We start from the raw sequence: 17,991 nt of genomic DNA, 5'->3' as shown, positions 1-17,991 counted from the left end.
GACGTGCCCACCACTAAAACCTTAACTGAGGCCGCCCATGCATCCGCCCATCCTCAACCTCAACGAGGTCGAACTCGAAGCCCTTCCCGAAGCCCTGGCCCCTGAAGGCGACACCGCCGGTCGTTATCTGCAGCGTTTCGCGCGGATCGGCCAGCAACTCGGTGCGCAGAAACTCGGTTACCGTCTGTACGCGCTGCCAGCAGGCATGCGCGGCAGTCCATTCCACAGCCATCGGGTCAATGAGGAGATGTTCTACGTGGTGGCCGGGGAGGGCGAGGTGCGGTTGGGAGGCGAGCGTTTTCCGATCCGCGCCGGTGATGTGATCGCCTGCCCACCCGGCGGACCGGAAAAGGCTCACCAGATCATCAATACCAGCGCGGATGAGCTGCGTTATCTGGCGATCAGCACTCAGCAGCAGCCGGAGATCTGCGAGTACCCGGATTCGAACAAGTATGCGGTGATGGATAATTTCACGGTGGATGCCGAGGGCAAGGCCTCGGGCTTTGTCGCTGTCGCGCGGCAGGTGGATGGGGTGGATTACTGGGATGGGGAGTGACGCGGGCTGCTGAATATCGCGCAGACCCTGTGGGAGCGAGCCTGCTCGCGAAGGCGGCAGGTCATTCGAGGTCGTGGTGACTGACACTACGCTTTCGCGAGCAGGCTCGCTCCCACAGAGGTTCTGTTGCGATTATTCGAGGCGGGCCAGGCGTTCTTCCAGTGCGGCGATCCGCGCTTCCAGTTCTTCGATACGCTCCAGGGAAACACCAGCGCTCGAGCGCTCCCCAGGATTTTGCCGCGCCGCCAATATCGCCTCGATATCCGCCGGATCGCCCAAGGCGTGGGTGTAGCGATCCTCACGCTGCCCGGCCTGACGCGGAATCAATACCGCCAGACCGCGTGCGATCAGCCGTTCAAGCTGATGAACCACCTGCTCGGCGTCCTCGAACTCGTGCATGCGTCCGCTGCGGGTCAGCAGTTCGTTGACGGTCTGCGGACCGCGCAGAAACATCAAACCCGTCAGAATCACCTGTGCTGGCACCAGTTCCAGCGCCTTGTCGACCTTGTGCTCCCAGCGGTCGGCACGGCTGCCCATCACCAGCCGGGTGAAACCTCGACCTTCCAGCGCCCGCAGGCTCTGCCCGACCTGACCCTGATTGAGGTTCATCACCGGCTCGCGACTGGTTTTCTGATTGCAGGCCAGCACCAGCGCGTTGAGGGTCAGCGGATAGGTTTCCGGGCTGGTGGCCTGTTTTTCGATCAGCGCACCGAGAATGCGGATTTCCGTGGCATTTAACCGTGGCTGTTCGGAGGTGGATTCTTGTTCGTTGCTCATCGCGCGTTCCCTCTGCAGTCGAAGCCGCCTAGCCTAATCCTTGCCAAACAAAAGGCAAGCCGTGTGCTCATCAAGCATGGCTATAATCGCCACCACGTATTACCCAGCCATCACATGAGACTGCCATGACCATTTCACTGTACGCCGCATCCGTCCCGGTTTTTCAACAAATGCTCAACGCCCTGAGCGATGTGCTGAAAAAGGCCGAAGCCCACGCCAGCGCGAAAAACATCGACCAGAGCGTCTTCCTGCAAGCGCGTCTGTACCCGGACATGTTCCCGCTGGTGCGTCAGGTGCAGATCGCCGTGGATTTCGCCAAAGGCGTGTCGGCGCGTCTGGCCGAAGTCGAACTGCCGAAGTACGACGACACTGAAACTACCTTTGCCGAACTGCAAGCGCTGATCACCAAGGTTCTGGCCTTCATTGGCGAGATCAAGCCAGAGCAGATCGACGGCAAGGAAGGCATCGAAATCGTGACCCGTCCGGGCACGCCGAAGGAGAAGCGCTTCAGTGGTCAGGCGTATCTGCTGACTTACGGCTTGCCGCAGTTCTTCTTCCACGTCACCACCACCTACGCGCTGCTGCGTCATAACGGCGTTGAAGTGGGCAAGCGCGATTACATGGGCGCGTTCTAAACGCCCGGATACGAAAAGCCCGCCAAGGTTCGCGCCTTGGCGGGCTTTTGTTTTTCTGTGGGAGCGAGCCTGCTCGCGAATGCGGCGTATCAGGCGATATTAATACTGAATGTCTCGCCCCTTTCGCGAGCAGGCTCGCTCCCACAAGGTAAGGCGGTTACGCCGTACGCTGAGCCTTCTCTTCTTCGCCCAGGCAAGCCGCCGCTGTAAACAGCACGTCAGTCGACGAGTTCAGCGCGGTCTCCGCCGAATCCTGCAGCACGCCAATAATGAAGCCCACCGCCACGACCTGCATGGCGATCTCGCTCGGGATGCCGAACAGGCTGCACGCCAGCGGAATCAGCAGCAGCGAACCACCGGCCACACCGGACGCGCCGCAGGCGCAAATGGCTGCGACGACGCTGAGCAGGATTGCGGTCGGAATGTCCACAGCGATGCCCAAGGTGTGCACCGCCGCCAGGGTCAGCACGGTAATGGTGATCGCCGCACCGGCCATGTTGATGGTCGCACCCAGCGGGATCGATACCGAGTAGGTGTCTTCGTGCAGGCCCAGGCGCTTGCTCAATTCCAGGTTGACCGGAATGTTCGCCGCCGAGCTGCGGGTGAAGAACGCGGTAATGCCGCTTTCACGCAGGCACATCAGGGTCAGCGGGTACGGATTGCGGCGCAGCTTCCAGAACACGATCAGCGGGTTCATCACCAGCGCGACGAACAGCATGCAGCCCAGCAGCACTGCCAGCAGGTGCGCATAGCCGAGCAGCGCGCCGAAACCGGAGGTGGCCAGTGTCGACGCGACCAGGCCAAAGATGCCCAGCGGCGCGAAGCGAATGACCACGCGGACGATCACGGTGACGCCATTGGACAAGTCACCCAGTACCTCGCGGGTGGTGTCGCCGGCATGCCGGATGGCAATGCCCATGCCGATCGCCCAGGCCAGAATGCCGATGAAGTTGGCATTCATCAGCGCGCTGACCGGGTTATCGACGACGCTCAGCAACAGGCTTTGCAGGACTTCGCCGATGCCGCCAGGCGCAGTCACGGCAACGTTTTCGGTCGATAGCACCAGATTCGACGGGAACGCCATGCTGGCGACCACGGCCACCACCGCAGCGCTGAATGTGCCCAGCAGGTACAGGAACAGGATCGGCCGGATGTGGGTTTCCTGGCCGTGCTTGTGGTTGGCGATCGAGGCCATCACCAGCACGAACACCAGAATCGGCGCCACGGCTTTCAACGCCGAGACAAACACTTTGCCGATGAACGCGGTGGACTTCGCCAGCTCCGGTGCAATCAGGGCCAGGGCAATACCGGCGATCAGACCAATGACGATCTGGCTGACCAGACTCAGGCGTTTCAGGCGTTGCAGTAACGAAGGGGATGAAGCGGTCATAGCGGCATCTCTGTTTTTTATAGGGTGCGAAGCGTCGTGGGCAGTCACGAAACGCCTGTCGAAGTGACATCAACGCCGCCAAACGGCACGTTGAACAGCTGTACGATTTTCAGGGCGCGGACTTTATCACAGCGTAGGCGTGAACCTTCAGGCCTGTGACGATCTGCCACCGGATCGGCCCGGCAGATCGGCAGTTTTGGGCAACTCAGTGCGGACGCAGTCTGTTAAGCTTCGCCATCCTCATTTTCAAGTTCTGCCAGCGGGCCTCCGGGTCATCGCTGGTGTCGTCGTTTTGCTGGAGTTGCGCATGCTGTTGCCTATTCTTCTGTTGTCCGCCGCCGGGTTCACGGTGCTGACCACGGAATTCGTCATTGTCGGCCTGTTGCCGGCGATCGCCCGAGACCTCGAAGTCAGCATCCCGCAAGCCGGGCTGCTGGTGACCTTGTTCGCCTTTACCGTGGCGCTGTTCGGCCCATTCCTGACCGCGTATTTCGCCCGTTTCGAACGGCGCAAACTGTTCATCAGCATTCTGATCATGTTCGGTCTGGCCAATACCGTTGCAGCGTTGGCGCCGAATATCTGGGTGATGGCCATCGCGCGCTTGATTCCAGCGTTGGGTTTGCCGGTGTTCTGGGCTTTGGCCAGTGAGACGGCGGTGGACATCGTCGGCCCGGATTTCGCCGGCCGCGCCATCGCCAAGATCGGCTTCGGTATTGTCTGCGCCACGGTGTTTGGCATTCCGGTCGGCACGCTGATTTCCGATGCGTTCGGCTGGCGCAGCGCATTCGGCATTCTGGCGTTGATCGCGTTTGCCAAAGCCTTGCTGCTGTTTGTCTATCTGCCGAAAACCAGTCTGCACCAGCATCAGGTCAGCTTCCGTTCGCAGTTCAAGATCCTGCGCAGCCCGCTGATGCTCGGCCATATCTTGTTGTCGATTCTGGTGTTCAGCGGCATGTTCACCGCTTACACCTACCTTGCCGACATCCTCGAACGACTTGCCGGATTCAACGGCACCGTGGTCGGCTGGTGCCTGATGGCGTTTGGCGCAGTCGGGCTGATCGGCAACTCGCTTGGCGGGCGTGCGGTGGATCGGCATCCGCTGGGGGCGTCGGTGTTGTTCTGTGCGTTCATGATCGCGGGCATGGTCTCGCTGGTGCCGAACATTCATTCGCCAGTCGGCCTGGCGGTGGCGATGGGCATTTGGGGCGTGACCCAGGCGGCGTTGTTCCTGGTCAGCCATGTGCGCCTGATGAAAGCCGCGCCGGAAGCGCCGGCCTTCGCCGCGTCGCTGAACATCGCCGGAGCCAATCTCGGCATCGGCCTGGGCGCGATGGTCGGCGGCCGGGTGATCGACAGTGCCGGGCTGGGCTTTCTCGGCTTTGCCGCTGCCGGCTTCATTTTGCTTTCGGTGTTCCTCGCCATGGTGCTGATGACGCTGAAGCCGCGTGAAGTCTGCGCTTCATAACCCGGTAAACAGCTCGCGTCGGGCGCCCTCGGTAATCGCTACGATGCCAGGGTGCTTGACCTTGCGCTCCACCGAGATGGCATAGAACGACTCGCTCACGGCGTCGGTCTGGCCGATCAACTCGACGCCGTACTGGCGCTTCACTTCCTCGGCAATCACGCTCGGGCCAATAAAAATCCCGCTGCCGGATTGGCCGAAGGCCTGCATCAAAGCACTGTCATCGAACTCGCCGACAATCTGCGGCTGGATCTGCTGTTCGGCGAACCAGCGCTGCAAACGGCTGCGCACCACGGTTTCCGCGCCGGGAATCAGCAACGGTGCGCCGTGCAGGCTGCGCGGGAAATCCTGGCCATACTGCGCGGCAAGTTCGGCGGTGGCAAAGAAGCTGATCCCGCACTCACCGAGCTTCTGGCTGTAGCCTTTGATGTCCAGATGCGAAGGCATCGGGCTGTCGGAAATCACCAGATCCAGACGCTGGATGGCCAGATCAGCGAGCAGACGTTCGAGTTTGTCTTCGCGACAGGTGATGCGCAGCGGCTCGCTCAATTCCATGGTCGGCGCGATCAGGCGATAAACAATGGATTTGGGCACCACGTCGGCCACGCCGACGCGAAAGAGGATCTGCTGCTCGTTGGGCTGCGCTCGCAGCATCAGCTCCAGCTCGCCGCCCAGTTGAAACATCTGCTCGGCGTAGGGCAGGGCCTGGCGCCCGGCTTCCGTGAGCTCCAGCTGTCGGCCAACCCGGCGAAACAATTCCACGCCATAGGTTTGTTCGAGCAGTGAAATCTGTCCGCTGATCGTCTGTGGCGTCAGGTTCAGCTGCTCGCACGCCCGGACGATGCTGCCGGTTTTGGCTACAACCCAGAAGTAATGCAGTTGTCGGTAATTGAGCATAGTGATGGCCACTTCGTGAAAACCGAAGTATAGCCGCTAAAAATACGAATTTTCCTGAAGTGTTCATCTCCCTAGAATGCCCAGCCATCGACGGCCGGTGTGTGCGCCTGTCTGTTCATTCGAAGGAAACCTTATGAAATACACATTTCCCGCAGTGATGTTTGCGTCTTTACTGGTTCTGGCCGGTTGTGATCAGGCGGAAAAAAGCGCCCAGCAACTGATGGGCGCGGCGGCTGAAACCGCCAAACAAGCAATCGACGACACCCATAAAGCCGCCGAGCAAGCGCTCAGTGATGCCACCGGTGGTTTGATCGAGAAAAAAGAAACGCCGGAAAAACAGGCGGAAGAATCCGAATCTTCCTCCAAGACCATCTAAACCGTCTTACACAGAATCAGGACTGACCCATGGAATATCTGTTAGAACTCGCCGCCAGCCCCACCGCTTGGGTTGCTTTGGCCACACTGGTGGTAATGGAAATCGTGCTCGGCATCGATAACCTGATCTTTATTTCGATCCTGACCAACAAATTGCCCGAACAGCATCGGCAGAAGGCGCGTCGTATCGGTATCGGCATGGCCCTGATTCTGCGTCTGGCCCTGTTGAGCACCATCGCGTTCATCGTGCAGTTGACCGAGCCTGTGATCGAAATCCTTGGTCAGGCGTTCTCCTGGAAGGACATGATCCTGATCGCCGGTGGCCTGTTCCTGGTGTGGAAAGCCACGACCGAGATCCATCACAGCATGGACCCGTCGCCGGAAGACCCGAAGACCGCGACTTCGACCGTAACCCTGGGTTTTGCCGCGGCCATCGGTCAGATCCTGATGCTCGACATGGTGTTCTCGATCGACAGCATCATTACCGCTGTCGGCATGACCGAACACTTGCCGATCATGATCATCGCGGTGGTGGTGTCGGTGCTGGTGATGCTGCTGGCGGCTGATCCGCTGGCCAAGTTCATCAACGACAACCCGACCGTGGTCATGCTGGCGCTGGGCTTCCTGATCATGATCGGCATGACGCTGATCGCCGAAGGCTTCGGCGCCCATGTTCCGAAAGGTTATGTGTACGCGGCCATGGCGTTCTCGGCCGGTATCGAAGTGTTGAACATGCTGTCGCGCCGGGCGAAGCAGAAGAAGGTTGTTCAGCAGGCGTAATCGCTGAGAACACAAAAAACCGCCTGGGCTGTTGAGCTCAGGCGGTTTTTTTTCGCTTTGATGTTGGGGGTGTGGTTTAGAGCTTGCCCCTCATCGGAACGCCGCCCGCCCAGCCCTCTCCCTCCGGGAGAGGGCCAGGGTGAGGGGCTCTTGATCTTCAATGCGCAGCAGCGTGCCGCACTGGATGCTTCTCTGTTTTCTCAACCGGCATCGTCTGCACCGGATGATGCCGCCGCGAAATCCGCAGCACACCCCACAACATGGCAGTCGCCACGGCCAGCCAGCCGGCTATCAACATCACAATGGTCATGGTCAGGCTCATTGGTGCCTCCTCTTCGCCCTGCATCGGGCGCTCGCTTTTCGCAATTCGCTCTATTTCAGTGACAGTCTAGTCAATGGGGTGTTTCAAGCTATTGACCAAAGGTCGTTAGTGACCAATCAGTTTGCTCTATGCAATCGCCCGCTCTGCGGTTTAAGGCTATACCGCAGGCGGGTGCGGCTCTATGATCGCTGGCGTTGCCGGAACACGATGACCGGCGTCTGGAAGAGAGTGATTGATGGTTCAGGTATTTTCTCGAGTGCGTGGAGCGTTGCTTGCCGGCGCTTGCGCGGTGTTGCTGAGCGGATGTGCGGGCAACGTAGCGCCAGAAGTCAAACGCTTGCCAGAGCGAGTTGAACTCAGCGGCACCTTCTATCGTGGCGAAGCCAACCAGAGTGGGCCACAGGTGCTGGCCAGTCTGCTGTCGCAACAAGGCATCGTCATCACCCCGGGCCTTCTGGAAAAACCGCTGCACTTGCCGGGGGCTGAGGACAAGCTGCAGCAGAACATGCAGAACCTCGCCCGCGAATATGGCCTGGTGGTTTATCCGCTCGACAGCCAGCTGCCAGCCTTGCTGACCCAGGTCGCGGCGGGCTACCCGGTCATGGTGCGTTTCAGTGAAGGTTCGGCATTCTGGGCCGAGCCGCGTTACGCGATCCTGTCCGGCTACGACCGCAACAAACAGAAGGTCCTGCTGCGCGCCGGCATGAATCGTCGGCAGTTGATGGATTTCGGCAGCTTTCAAGCAGCGCTCGAAAAGGCCGGTGGCTGGGCGATCCTGATTCAGAAACCGTCGCAGATCCCGGCAGCCGTCGACCGCTCCCGTTGGCTGAAAGCCGCCGATGAACTGGCGCAGGCCGGTGAAGAAAACGCTGCGGCGCAGGCGCGAAAGGCTCTGGCGGCGCAATAAACCTCCGTTCGTCATCTGCCGGGCACGACTGCGCCGGGCCGGCCTCTGAAGATTAATGCCCGTGCTTCGCGGGTGAATCAAGGAGGCAACATGGCAGATTCCCAAACCCCGAAAGGCCCACACTCGTCCGAACATTCCTCGGGCGATGATCTGGGCTTCGATCCGGATTCGCCGGACCTCGAGGATCCGCAAGTTGATCCGGTCGGTCCGGCTAAGGCCCCGCAGGATGTCGAGCCCGGTGAAGATCCGAAGAAACCGGCCAAGCCCTATGATCCGTTAGCCGATCTGAAACCTTGATGTGAGGTGCGTATGAGTACCGATTCAAGCTTCGATGACCACAAACCTGACAGCGTACCGACCACGCCGGAGCCGGAGGTTGATCCGGTGCTGGACCCGGACAGCCCGATGCGCGACCCGATGGCGCGGCCAAATGTGCTGACGCCGGACGTTTCGCCTGAGCCGAGCTCGGGCGACGGCATCCCCGATGACGACAATATGCCGCTGCCCAACGACTGATGCGCGGACGAAAAAAAGCCCCGAACATTCGGGGCTTTTTCATGATTGCTGGGTCTACTTTGCCGCTTCGACCACGCCGCTCTGACGGCTCTTGAGGTTCTTGTCGGCTTTGTATTGCTGTGCCACGGCAGGCACGTTGGCGCTGCGCCCGGTTTCCACCCAGCTGCGGATACGGCTGGCGTCGGCAAAATGCGTGTATTTGCCGAACGCATCGAGAATGACCAGGGCGACCGGACGGTTGCCCATCTTCGTCACCAGCACCAGGCAATGGCCGGCCGGGTTGGTAAAACCGGTCTTGGTAATCTTGATGTCCCAATCGGCCTTATTGACCAAGTGGTCGGTATTGCGGAAGCCCAAAGTGTAGTTGGGCTTGCGGAACGCCACGGTCTTTTCCTTGGTGGTGGTCAGTTGCACCAGAAGCGGTTGCTTGTGCGCGGCCACCAGCAATTTGCTCAGGTCGCGGGCGGTGGAAACGTTGCGCTCTGACAGCCCGGTCGGCTCGACAAAGTGCGTGCTGGTCATGCCCAGCGCCTTGGCCTTGGCGTTCATTGCCGCGATAAAAGCAGCGTAGCCACCTGGATAGTGGTGCGCGAGGCTGGCGGCGGCACGGTTTTCCGAAGACATCAAGGCGATCAGCAGCATCTCGCGGCGCGGCAGCTCACTCTTGAGTTTGACGCGGGAGAACACACCCTTCATTTCCGGGGTGTTCCTGATATCGACATCGATCCATTCGTCCATGTTCTGTCGAGCTTCCACCACGACAAGGCCAGTCATCAGCTTGCTGACGGAAGCGATCGGTACGATCACGTCAGGGTTGCTGGAATAAATGACTTTGTTGGTCTGCATATCCATGAGCAGGGCGCTGCCAGACGCGATCTTCAATGTCGAAGCGTCACGTGGAGCAGCGGTGGTTTCCGCAGCGTTGATCGTTGGCGTGATGAATGTGCCTGTAACAGCAAACAACAGGCTCAGAATCGAGAGACGAATTTTCACGCGGGCGAACTCTAAAAGGTTGGATATACCGTTAGTTTGTAACGGGTTATTTCTCAAAACCGGCGCATTTTAGGAGTATGGCTGAAGAACTGTCGATGGTTGTTTGTAAGACCTGAAAATCTCGTGAAAAGGCCTGTAAAAAGAGCGGTTTCCGGCGAACGGTTGAAGTTTTTTCTCAGGCAAGAAAAACCCCGCACGAGGCGGGGTTCTGATGCGGCGTAAAAACCCGGTCAGACGTGCAGGGTTTCTGCGGCGTAGAGCGTGTTTTCCAGCAGGCAGGCGCGGGTCATCGGGCCAACGCCGCCCGGTACCGGGGTGATCCAGCCGGCGCGGGGCAGGGCGGTTTCGTAAACGACATCACCGACCAGTTTGCCGTCGTCCTGACGGTTGATGCCGACGTCGATCACGATCGCGCCTTCCTTGATCCACTCGCCCTTGACCAGGCCCGGCTTGCCGGCGGCAACGACCACCAGATCAGCGCGGCCGACGTGGCCGGCCAGATCCTTGGTGAAGCGGTGAGTCACAGTGACGGTGCAGCCGGCCAGCAGCAATTCCATGGCCATCGGGCGACCGACGATATTGGAGGCGCCCACGACTACCGCGTCCATCCCGTAAAGATCAGCGCCAGTGCTTTCCAGCAAGGTCATGATGCCTTTCGGGGTGCAGGGGCGCAGCAGCGGGATGCGCTGGGCCAGGCGGCCGACGTTGTACGGATGGAAACCGTCGACGTCTTTGTCCGGGCGGATGCGTTCCAGCAGCTTGGACGCGTCGAGGTGTTCGGGCAGAGGCAACTGCAGGAGAACGCCGTCGATAGCCGGATCGTCGTTGAGGCGATCGATCAGATCGGTCAGGGCGTCCTGAGTGGTGTCGGAGGGCAGGTCGTAGGCTTGAGAGAGGAAGCCAACCTCTTCACAGTCTTTACGCTTGTGCGAGACATAAACCTGAGAGGCAGGATCGCTGCCGACCAGGATCACCGCGAGGCCGGGGGTGCGCAGGCCTTGCTGGCGACGCTCGGCAACTCGTTGGGCGATCTGCTGGCGCAGGCTGGCGGCGATCGATTTGCCGTCGATTAGTTGTGCAGTCATTGCGCGTGATTAACCATCGAGAGGGGAAAAAATGAGAACGCATTCTCGCATGTCGAGCGGTGAGGGCAAAGGCGCTTGGTCAGCAAATTCCTCTAACTCCTTTAATTAAATGAATTTTTTTCAAAAAGGATTTGACGACCTTTGGAGCCCTCTATACTATTCGTCGCACTTGTCGGGCACAGCCTAGCACTGGTTAAGAAGGTGAAGCAGAATCAAGGTTCTGCGACACTGGAAAGCACTTAGTTTGTAGTCCTTTAAGAGTACAGATTAACAAGGCGCCCGTAGCTCAGCTGGATAGAGCATCCGCCTTCTAAGCGGATGGTCGCAGGTTCGAGTCCTGCCGGGTGCGCCATTAGGCAGCTTTGGCACAAGTAACGCGATATGGTGGGCGTAGCTCAGTTGGTAGAGCACGGGATTGTGACTCCCGTTGTCGTGGGTTCGATCCCCATCGTCCACCCCATATTTCGAAAGGCGCCAGATTTAACGGTCTGGCGCCTTTGCTTTAAAAGCTTCATCCGCGGATGTGGTGGAATTGGTAGACACACTGGATTTAGGTTCCAGCGCCGCGAGGCGTAAGAGTTCGAGTCTCTTCATCCGCACCAAATAAAGCTTCATCTGTGCCTATGGCCTGATGAAGTTTCGACAAAGAAGTTGTTTGGCTTTTTTGTTACGCAATATGGTGGGCGTAGCTCAGTTGGTAGAGCACGGGATTGTGACTCCCGTTGTCGTGGGTTCGATCCCCATCGTCCACCCCATATTTCGAAAGGCGCCAGATTTAACAGTCTGGCGCCTTTTTTGTTTTAGCGGTTTCGAAATCCGGCCATGGCCGATTTCGAGGCGCAGGGCAGGGCACTTCATCGCTTTTAAAGGATCGGATGACGCTGAACTGCTCGTCGTTCCGGTTTTGCCGGAACGCCTGTCGGGGCCTATCTGGTAGTTGCTTCTATATATAGAAGCGTTGCTGCAGAGCCCTGACGTGGTCGCTTCTATTCGCCAGTGGAGTGCACGGCATTCGTGCGGCGCTCCCTATAAATTGCCTGCTGTTTTTTTACCCGTTTCCAGTAGGGTGACTTCTTGAGTTTGACCCACTAGAATGCATGCCCTTGATTCTGGGGTCGGAAACGGCCGGCTAACGTCTGTGCAACGAGGAATATCCATGCAAGTTTCTGTTGAAAATACTACTGCTCTCGAGCGCCGCATGAGCGTCACCGTGCCGGCAGAGCGCATCGAGACTCAGGTCAACAAGCGTCTGCAGCAGACTGCCCAAAAGGCCAAAATTGCTGGCTTCCGTCCAGGCAAAGTGCCAATGAGCGAAATCAAGCGCCGTTTCGGTGCTGATGCGCGTCAGGAAGCGGTAGGCGACGTCATCCAGTCTTCCTTCTACGAAGCTGTGGTCGAGCAGAAGCTCAACCCTGCCGGTTCGCCTTCGATCGAGCCAAAGTCGCTCGAAGCGGGCAAGGATCTGGAATACGTTGCTGTATTCGAAGTCTTCCCTGAGTTCACCGTTGCTGGCTTCGAAGGCATCACCGTTGAGCGTCTGAGCGCTGAAGTGGCTGACGCTGATCTGGACAAGATGCTCGACATCCTGCGCAAGCAGAACACCCGTTTCGAAGTGGCCGACCGCGCTGCTCAGAACGAAGACCAGCTGAACATCGATTTCGTTGGCAAGGTTGACGGCGAAGTGTTCGCTGGCGGCTCCGCCAAGGGCACTCAGCTGGTACTGGGTTCCGGCCGTATGATCCCGGGCTTCGAAGAAGGCCTGGTTGGCGCTAAAGCCGGCGAAGAACGCGTTCTGAACCTGACCTTCCCTGAGGACTATCAGAACCTGGACCTGGCTGGCAAAACCGCCGAGTTCACCGTGACCGTCAACACTGTGTCCGAGCCTAAGCTGCCTGAGCTGAACGAAGAGTTCTTCGCTCAATTCGGCATCAAGGAAAGCGGCATCGACGGCTTCCGCACCGAAGTTCGCAAGAACATGGAGCGTGAACTGCGTCAGGCGATCAAATCCAAGGTCAAGAATCAGGTAATGGACGGTCTGCTGGCCACCAACCCGATCGAAGTGCCAAAGGCTCTGCTGTCCAACGAAGTTGACCGTCTGCGCGTGCAGGCTGTTCAGCAGTTCGGCGGCAACATCAAGCCAGACCAACTGCCGGCCGAGCTGTTCGAAGAGCAAGCCAAGCGCCGCGTCGTGCTGGGCCTGATCGTTGCTGAAGTAGTCAAGCAGTTCGATCTGAAGCCTGATGAAGCTCGCGTTCGCGAAATGATTCAGGAAATGGCTTCCGCTTACCAGGAGCCAGAGCAGGTCGTGTCGTGGTACTACAAAAACGAGCAGCAACTGAACGAAGTGCGTTCGGTTGTGCTGGAAGAACAAGTTGTGGATACTGTTCTGCAGAAAGCTAGTGTGACCGACAAATCGGTCTCCTACGAAGAAGCAGTCAAGCCGGTAGAAGCTCCAGCAGCCGACTGATTGATTTTGCGTTAGAAGTGCACACCATAAGCCAGCTCTCGAGCTGGCTTATGCGTATTCAAGACATAACTATTTGGGAGCGACTGCAGAGCATGTTCCGTAATTCTTATATTCAGCAGAACTCTGATATCCAGGCCGCCGGCGGCCTGGTCCCGATGGTTGTCGAGCAGTCCGCTCGTGGCGAACGCGCCTACGACATCTACTCGCGCCTGCTCAAGGAGCGAGTGATCTTTCTGGTGGGCCCGGTAGAGGACTACATGGCCAACCTGATCTGTGCGCAACTGCTGTTCCTTGAAGCGGAAAACCCGGACAAGGACATCCATCTGTACATCAACTCGCCGGGCGGTTCGGTGACTGCCGGCATGTCGATCTACGACACCATGCAGTTCATCAAGCCGAACGTGTCGACCACCTGCATCGGTCAGGCGTGCAGCATGGGCGCATTCCTGCTTACCGCAGGTGCACCGGGCAAGCGTTTCTGCCTGCCGAACTCGCGCGTGATGATTCACCAGCCACTGGGCGGTTTCCAGGGCCAGGCGTCGGACATCGAAATCCACGCCAAGGAAATCCTCTTCATCCGCGAGCGTCTGAACATGCTGATGGCCAAGCACAGCGGCCGTACTCTGGAAGAAATCGAGCGCGATACCAATCGCGACAACTTCATGAGTGCTGAAGCTGCGAAGGAATACGGCCTGATCGACGAAGTGATCAACCAGCGTCCAGCTTAATATAAGCAGCGCAAAACAGGCCTGATCGGCATGTCCGATCAGCGGCGGGCTTGAAAAAGCCCGCAATAGCCTTCATCTTGTGTTGCAAGCCTATCGGATTTGGATCGAACGAATGACTGACACCCGCAACGGCGAGGACAACGGCAAGCTGCTCTATTGCTCCTTCTGTGGCAAAAGCCAGCATGAAGTGCGCAAATTGATTGCCGGCCCCTCGGTCTTTATCTGCGACGAGTGCGTCGACCTGTGCAATGACATCATCCGCGAGGAGGTGCAGGAAGCACAGGCCGAAAGCAGCGCGCATAAATTGCCTTCGCCTAAAGAAATCAGCGGCATCCTTGACCAGTACGTCATTGGTCAGGAGCGTGCGAAAAAGGTTTTGGCCGTAGCGGTGTACAACCACTACAAGCGCCTGAACCAGCGTGACAAAAAGGCTGACGACGTCGAACTCGGCAAGAGCAACATCCTGCTGATCGGCCCGACAGGCTCCGGTAAAACCCTGCTGGCCGAAACACTGGCCCGCTTGCTGAACGTTCCGTTCACCATTGCCGACGCAACCACCCTCACTGAGGCCGGTTACGTGGGTGAAGATGTCGAGAACATCATTCAGAAGCTGCTGCAGAAGTGCGATTACGACGTAGAGAAAGCCCAGATGGGCATTGTCTACATCGATGAAATCGACAAGATTTCCCGCAAGTCCGACAACCCGTCGATCACCCGCGATGTTTCCGGTGAAGGCGTGCAGCAGGCCTTGCTCAAGTTGATCGAAGGCACGGTCGCTTCGGTACCGCCGCAAGGTGGCCGCAAGCATCCGCAGCAGGAATTCCTGCAGGTCGACACCCGTAACATCCTGTTCATCTGCGGTGGTGCGTTCTCCGGCCTGGAAAAGGTCATTCAGAACCGTTCCACCAAAGGCGGCATCGGCTTCAACGCCGAAGTGCGCAGCAAGGAAGAAGGCAAGAAGGTCGGTGAATCCCTGCGTGAAGTCGAGCCTGACGATCTGGTCAAGTTCGGTCTGATCCCGGAATTCGTCGGTCGTCTGCCGGTCCTGGCGACACTGGACGAGCTCGACGAGGCTGCGCTGATGCAAATCCTCACCGAGCCGAAAAATGCTCTGACCAAACAGTATGCCAAGCTGTTCGAGATGGAAGGCGTGGATCTGGAATTTCGTTCCGACGCGCTGAAATCGGTCGCCAAGCGTGCCCTGGAACGTAAAACCGGTGCCCGTGGCCTGCGTTCGATTCTCGAAGGTGTGCTGCTCGACACGATGTATGAGATCCCCTCGCAGTCCGAGGTGAGCAAAGTCGTGATCGATGAAAGCGTGATCGAAGGCAAGTCCAAGCCACTGTATATCTACGAAAACAGTGAGCCGACGGCCAAGGCAGCGCCGGACGCGTAAGCGTTCACAGCGCCGCAACAAGGAAGGGGCCTTCGGGCCTCTTTTTTTTTAAGTCGTTTTTTACCTCCGCTTTGCGCTTGTTTTTTTTCGAGGCAGCCCCCATCTTGGTTTCAAGCTTAATTCCAACTGATTACGGCCATACGGCCGCCGTAGAGGCGAAATCATGAAGACAACCATCGAATTGCCTCTCCTGCCATTGCGTGATGTCGTGGTTTATCCGCACATGGTTATCCCGCTGTTCGTGGGGCGCGAGAAATCCATCGAAGCCCTCGAGGCAGCGATGACGGGTGACAAGCAGATTCTGCTGCTGGCCCAGAGAAACCCGGCTGACGATGATCCCGGTGAAGACGCTCTCTATCGCGTAGGTACGATTGCCACGGTACTGCAACTGCTGAAGCTGCCTGATGGCACCGTCAAGGTTCTGGTCGAAGGCGAGCAGCGTGGTACTGTCGAGCGCTTCAGCGAAGTCGATGGCCACTGCCGCGCCGAAGTTTCTCTGATCGAAGAAGTCGACGCCGCCGAGCGCGAGTCGGAAGTCTTCGTGCGCACGCTGCTGTCGCAGTTCGAACAATACGTTCAGCTGGGCAAGAAGGTTCCGGCTGAAGTCCTGTCGTCGCTCAACAGCATCGATGAGCCCGGTCGTCTGGTCGACACCATGGCCGCGCACATGGCGCTGAAAATCGAGCAGAAGCAGGAAATCCTCGAGATCATCGATCTGTCGGCGCGTGTCGAGCACGTGCTGGCGCTGCTGGATGCCGAAATCGACCTGCTCCAGGTTGAAAAACGCATTCGCGGTCGCGTCAAAAAGCAAATGGAGCGCAGCCAGCGCGAGTACTACCTGAATGAGCAGATGAAGGCCATTCAGAAAGAACTCGGTGACGGCGACGAAGGCCACAACGAAATCGAAGAGCTGAAAAAGCGCATCGATGCTGCCGGCCTGCCGAAAGACGCGCTGGCCAAGGCCACCGCTGAGCTGAACAAGCTCAAGCAGATGTCGCCGATGTCAGCTGAAGCCACTGTGGTGCGTTCCTACATCGACTGGCTGGTGCAGGTGCCGTGGAAGGCGCAGAGCAAAGTACGCCTCGACCTGGCCCGTGCAGAAGACATTCTCGACGCCGATCACTACGGCCTCGAAGAGGTCAAGGAGCGCATCCTTGAATACCTCGCCGTGCAGAAGCGCGTGAAGAAAATCCGTGGTCCGGTGTTGTGCCTGGTCGGTCCTCCAGGTGTGGGTAAAACCTCGCTGGCGGAATCGATTGCCCATGCCACCAATCGCAAATTCGTACGTATGGCCTTGGGCGGCGTGCGTGACGAAGCGGAAATTCGTGGTCACCGCCGGACCTACATTGGTTCGATGCCGGGAAGATTGATTCAAAAGATGACAAAAGTGGGCGTACGCAACCCGCTGTTCCTGCTCGATGAAATCGACAAGATGGGCAGCGACATGCGTGGCGACCCGGCTTCGGCGTTGCTGGAAGTGCTCGATCCCGAGCAAAACCACAACTTCAACGATCACTATCTTGAAGTCGATTACGACCTGTCCGATGTGATGTTCCTGTGCACCTCGAACTCGATGAACATCCCGCCAGCGCTGCTGGACCGGATGGAAGTCATCCGTCTGCCGGGTTACACCGAAGACGAGAAGATCAACATCGCTGTGAAATACCTCTCGCCGAAACAGATCGCCGCCAATGGTCTGAAGAAGGGCGAGCTGGAGTTCGATGAGGAAGCGATTCGCGACATCATCCGTTATTACACCCGTGAAGCGGGCGTGCGGGGCCTCGAGCGACAGATCGCCAAGGTCTGCCGCAAGGCAGTCAAAGAGCATGCGCTGGAAAAACGCTTCTCGGTAAAAGTGACAGCTGACCTGCTCGAGCATTTCCTCGGCGTGCGCAAGTTCCGCTACGGCCTGGCCGAGCAGCAGGATCAGGTGGGGCAGGTGACTGGCCTGGCGTGGACTCAGGTTGGCGGTGAATTGCTGACTATCGAAGCCGCAGTGATTCCGGGTAAAGGTCAACTGATCAAGACCGGTTCGCTCGGTGATGTGATGGTCGAATCGATCACTGCCGCACAGACCGTTGTGCGCAGCCGCGCCAAGAGCCTGGGCATCCCGCTGGACTTCCACGAGAAGCGCGACACGCACATTCACATGCCGGAAGGTGCTACGCCGAAAGACGGCCCAAGTGCTGGCGTCGGTATGTGCACGGCGTTGGTTTCGGCATTGACCGGTATTCCGGTGCGCGCCGATGTCGCCATGACCGGTGAGATCACTCTGCGTGGGCAAGTGCTGGCAATTGGCGGTTTGAAAGAAAAACTGCTGGCGGCTCACCGCGGCGGAATCAAGATTGTGATTATTCCGGAAGAAAACGTCCGCGATCTGAAGGAGATTCCTGACAATATCAAGCAGGATCTGCAGATCAAGCCGGTTAAATGGATTGACGAGGTCCTGCAAATTGCGCTGCAATACGCGCCGGAGCCCTTGCCGGATGTGGCTCCGGAGATAGTTGCCAAGGACGAAAAACGCGAGTCTGATGCCAAGGAAAGAATTAGTACGCATTAATACGTTTTAGCCTGGGGGGCTTTCCTTGACAGCATTTTAGAGCCCTTGTTATAAAGCGGCTCTTAAGTGTCTGTAGGCCATTCAGCACTCGTTTTTGCTTTCACCAAAAAACTTAGAAACATCTCAAAATAGATATAAGGGGACT

General features: G+C 58.1%; 18 protein-coding genes and 4 tRNA genes. 16 read left to right on the top strand and 6 right to left on the bottom strand.

Going from position 1 to position 17,991, the window contains the following annotated elements:
* Window positions 1-37: 37 nt before the first annotated feature.
* A complete protein-coding gene (locus AB4O45_RS03600; protein ID WP_252876595.1) occupies window positions 38-556 on the top strand; it encodes a cupin domain-containing protein in 519 nt (172 codons plus the stop codon).
* Window positions 557-688: 132 nt separating this feature from the next.
* On the opposite strand, the gene AB4O45_RS03595 is transcribed toward AB4O45_RS03600, so the two are convergent.
* Window positions 689-1,333 (bottom strand): YceH family protein, encoded by a 645-nt coding sequence (locus tag AB4O45_RS03595; RefSeq protein WP_041477166.1) that lies wholly within the window; start codon window positions 1,331-1,333, stop codon window positions 689-691.
* A 125-nt stretch (window positions 1,334-1,458) separates the two neighbouring features.
* Here AB4O45_RS03595 and AB4O45_RS03590 point away from each other — a divergent pair, with 125 nt between their 5' ends.
* Complete coding sequence (locus AB4O45_RS03590; protein ID WP_041477165.1) at window positions 1,459-1,968, top strand: DUF1993 domain-containing protein; 510 nt, start codon at window positions 1,459-1,461, stop codon at window positions 1,966-1,968.
* A gap of 157 nt (window positions 1,969-2,125) precedes the next feature.
* Here AB4O45_RS03590 and sstT read toward each other — a convergent pair whose 3' ends face one another.
* Entirely contained in the window at window positions 2,126-3,358 is a 1,233-nt protein-coding gene (sstT, locus tag AB4O45_RS03585; protein ID WP_024013468.1) for a serine/threonine transporter SstT, read from the bottom strand.
* A gap of 307 nt (window positions 3,359-3,665) precedes the next feature.
* On the opposite strand from sstT, the gene AB4O45_RS03580 reads away from it, so the two are divergent.
* On the top strand, window positions 3,666-4,823 hold the full coding sequence (locus AB4O45_RS03580) for an MFS transporter (protein ID WP_024013467.1): 1,158 nt from the start codon (window positions 3,666-3,668) through the stop codon (window positions 4,821-4,823).
* Here the strand turns inward: AB4O45_RS03580 and nhaR are convergent.
* A complete protein-coding gene (gene nhaR / locus AB4O45_RS03575) occupies window positions 4,818-5,717 on the bottom strand; it encodes a transcriptional activator NhaR (protein WP_016775345.1) in 900 nt (299 codons plus the stop codon). The two genes, AB4O45_RS03580 and nhaR, sit on opposite strands and share 6 nt — an antisense overlap.
* Window positions 5,718-5,850: 133 nt before the next feature.
* Between nhaR and AB4O45_RS03570 the strand changes: the two genes are divergently transcribed.
* Window positions 5,851-6,093 carry a hypothetical protein gene (locus AB4O45_RS03570; RefSeq protein ID WP_024013465.1) on the top strand — a complete coding sequence of 81 codons (243 nt, stop codon included), beginning with the start codon at window positions 5,851-5,853 and terminating at the stop codon, window positions 6,091-6,093.
* 29 nt (window positions 6,094-6,122) lie between these two features.
* Complete coding sequence (locus AB4O45_RS03565; RefSeq protein ID WP_056788748.1) at window positions 6,123-6,872, top strand: TerC family protein; 750 nt, start codon at window positions 6,123-6,125, stop codon at window positions 6,870-6,872.
* Between the two features lie 157 nt (window positions 6,873-7,029).
* On the opposite strand, the gene AB4O45_RS03560 is transcribed toward AB4O45_RS03565, so the two are convergent.
* Entirely contained in the window at window positions 7,030-7,194 is a 165-nt protein-coding gene (locus AB4O45_RS03560; RefSeq protein WP_164488349.1) for a hypothetical protein, read from the bottom strand.
* A 235-nt stretch (window positions 7,195-7,429) separates the two neighbouring features.
* Here AB4O45_RS03560 and AB4O45_RS03555 point away from each other — a divergent pair, with 235 nt between their 5' ends.
* The 3 genes from AB4O45_RS03555 (at window position 7,430) to AB4O45_RS03545 (ending at window position 8,617) form a co-directional block, all read left to right on the top strand.
* Window positions 7,430-8,101, top strand: coding sequence for a cysteine peptidase family C39 domain-containing protein (locus AB4O45_RS03555; protein WP_056788752.1), 672 nt, complete (start codon window positions 7,430-7,432; stop codon window positions 8,099-8,101).
* A gap of 90 nt (window positions 8,102-8,191) precedes the next feature.
* Window positions 8,192-8,398, top strand: a complete 207-nt coding sequence (locus tag AB4O45_RS03550) for a DUF6021 family protein (RefSeq protein ID WP_056788754.1) — start codon at window positions 8,192-8,194, stop codon at window positions 8,396-8,398.
* A gap of 12 nt (window positions 8,399-8,410) precedes the next feature.
* On the top strand, window positions 8,411-8,617 hold the full coding sequence (locus tag AB4O45_RS03545; protein ID WP_252876592.1) for a hypothetical protein: 207 nt from the start codon (window positions 8,411-8,413) through the stop codon (window positions 8,615-8,617).
* 54 nt (window positions 8,618-8,671) lie between these two features.
* On the opposite strand, the gene pbpG is transcribed toward AB4O45_RS03545, so the two are convergent.
* Both pbpG and folD read right to left on the bottom strand, forming a co-directional pair.
* Window positions 8,672-9,610: a D-alanyl-D-alanine endopeptidase gene (gene pbpG, locus AB4O45_RS03540; RefSeq protein ID WP_095182110.1), complete on the bottom strand. Its 939-nt coding sequence runs from the start codon at window positions 9,608-9,610 to the stop codon at window positions 8,672-8,674.
* A gap of 230 nt (window positions 9,611-9,840) precedes the next feature.
* Entirely contained in the window at window positions 9,841-10,695 is an 855-nt protein-coding gene (folD, locus tag AB4O45_RS03535; RefSeq protein ID WP_016775338.1) for a bifunctional methylenetetrahydrofolate dehydrogenase/methenyltetrahydrofolate cyclohydrolase FolD, read from the bottom strand.
* Window positions 10,696-10,970: 275 nt separating this feature from the next.
* Here folD and AB4O45_RS03530 point away from each other — a divergent pair.
* The 8 genes from AB4O45_RS03530 (at window position 10,971) to lon (ending at window position 17,846) form a co-directional block, all read left to right on the top strand.
* Window positions 10,971-11,047 (top strand) — tRNA-Arg (locus AB4O45_RS03530).
* Window positions 11,048-11,079: 32 nt separating this feature from the next.
* Window positions 11,080-11,155, top strand: a tRNA-His gene (locus tag AB4O45_RS03525).
* 57 nt (window positions 11,156-11,212) lie between these two features.
* A tRNA-Leu gene (locus tag AB4O45_RS03520) sits at window positions 11,213-11,297 on the top strand.
* A 77-nt stretch (window positions 11,298-11,374) separates the two neighbouring features.
* A tRNA-His gene (locus tag AB4O45_RS03515) sits at window positions 11,375-11,450 on the top strand.
* A gap of 401 nt (window positions 11,451-11,851) precedes the next feature.
* Complete coding sequence (tig, locus tag AB4O45_RS03510; protein WP_016775337.1) at window positions 11,852-13,162, top strand: trigger factor; 1,311 nt, start codon at window positions 11,852-11,854, stop codon at window positions 13,160-13,162.
* Window positions 13,163-13,254: 92 nt separating this feature from the next.
* Complete coding sequence (gene clpP / locus AB4O45_RS03505) at window positions 13,255-13,890, top strand: ATP-dependent Clp endopeptidase proteolytic subunit ClpP (protein WP_016775336.1); 636 nt, start codon at window positions 13,255-13,257, stop codon at window positions 13,888-13,890.
* 112 nt (window positions 13,891-14,002) lie between these two features.
* Complete coding sequence (gene clpX, locus AB4O45_RS03500; RefSeq protein ID WP_016775335.1) at window positions 14,003-15,286, top strand: ATP-dependent Clp protease ATP-binding subunit ClpX; 1,284 nt, start codon at window positions 14,003-14,005, stop codon at window positions 15,284-15,286.
* A 163-nt stretch (window positions 15,287-15,449) separates the two neighbouring features.
* Window positions 15,450-17,846, top strand: a complete 2,397-nt coding sequence (lon, locus tag AB4O45_RS03495) for an endopeptidase La (protein WP_016775334.1) — start codon at window positions 15,450-15,452, stop codon at window positions 17,844-17,846.
* The last annotated feature ends 145 nt before the right edge of the window (window positions 17,847-17,991 follow it).

The organism is Pseudomonas sp. S2_B10, assembly GCF_054668425.1.
Note: the sequence above shows the minus strand (reverse complement) of the source record. Positions and strands in the feature narration are given on the sequence as shown.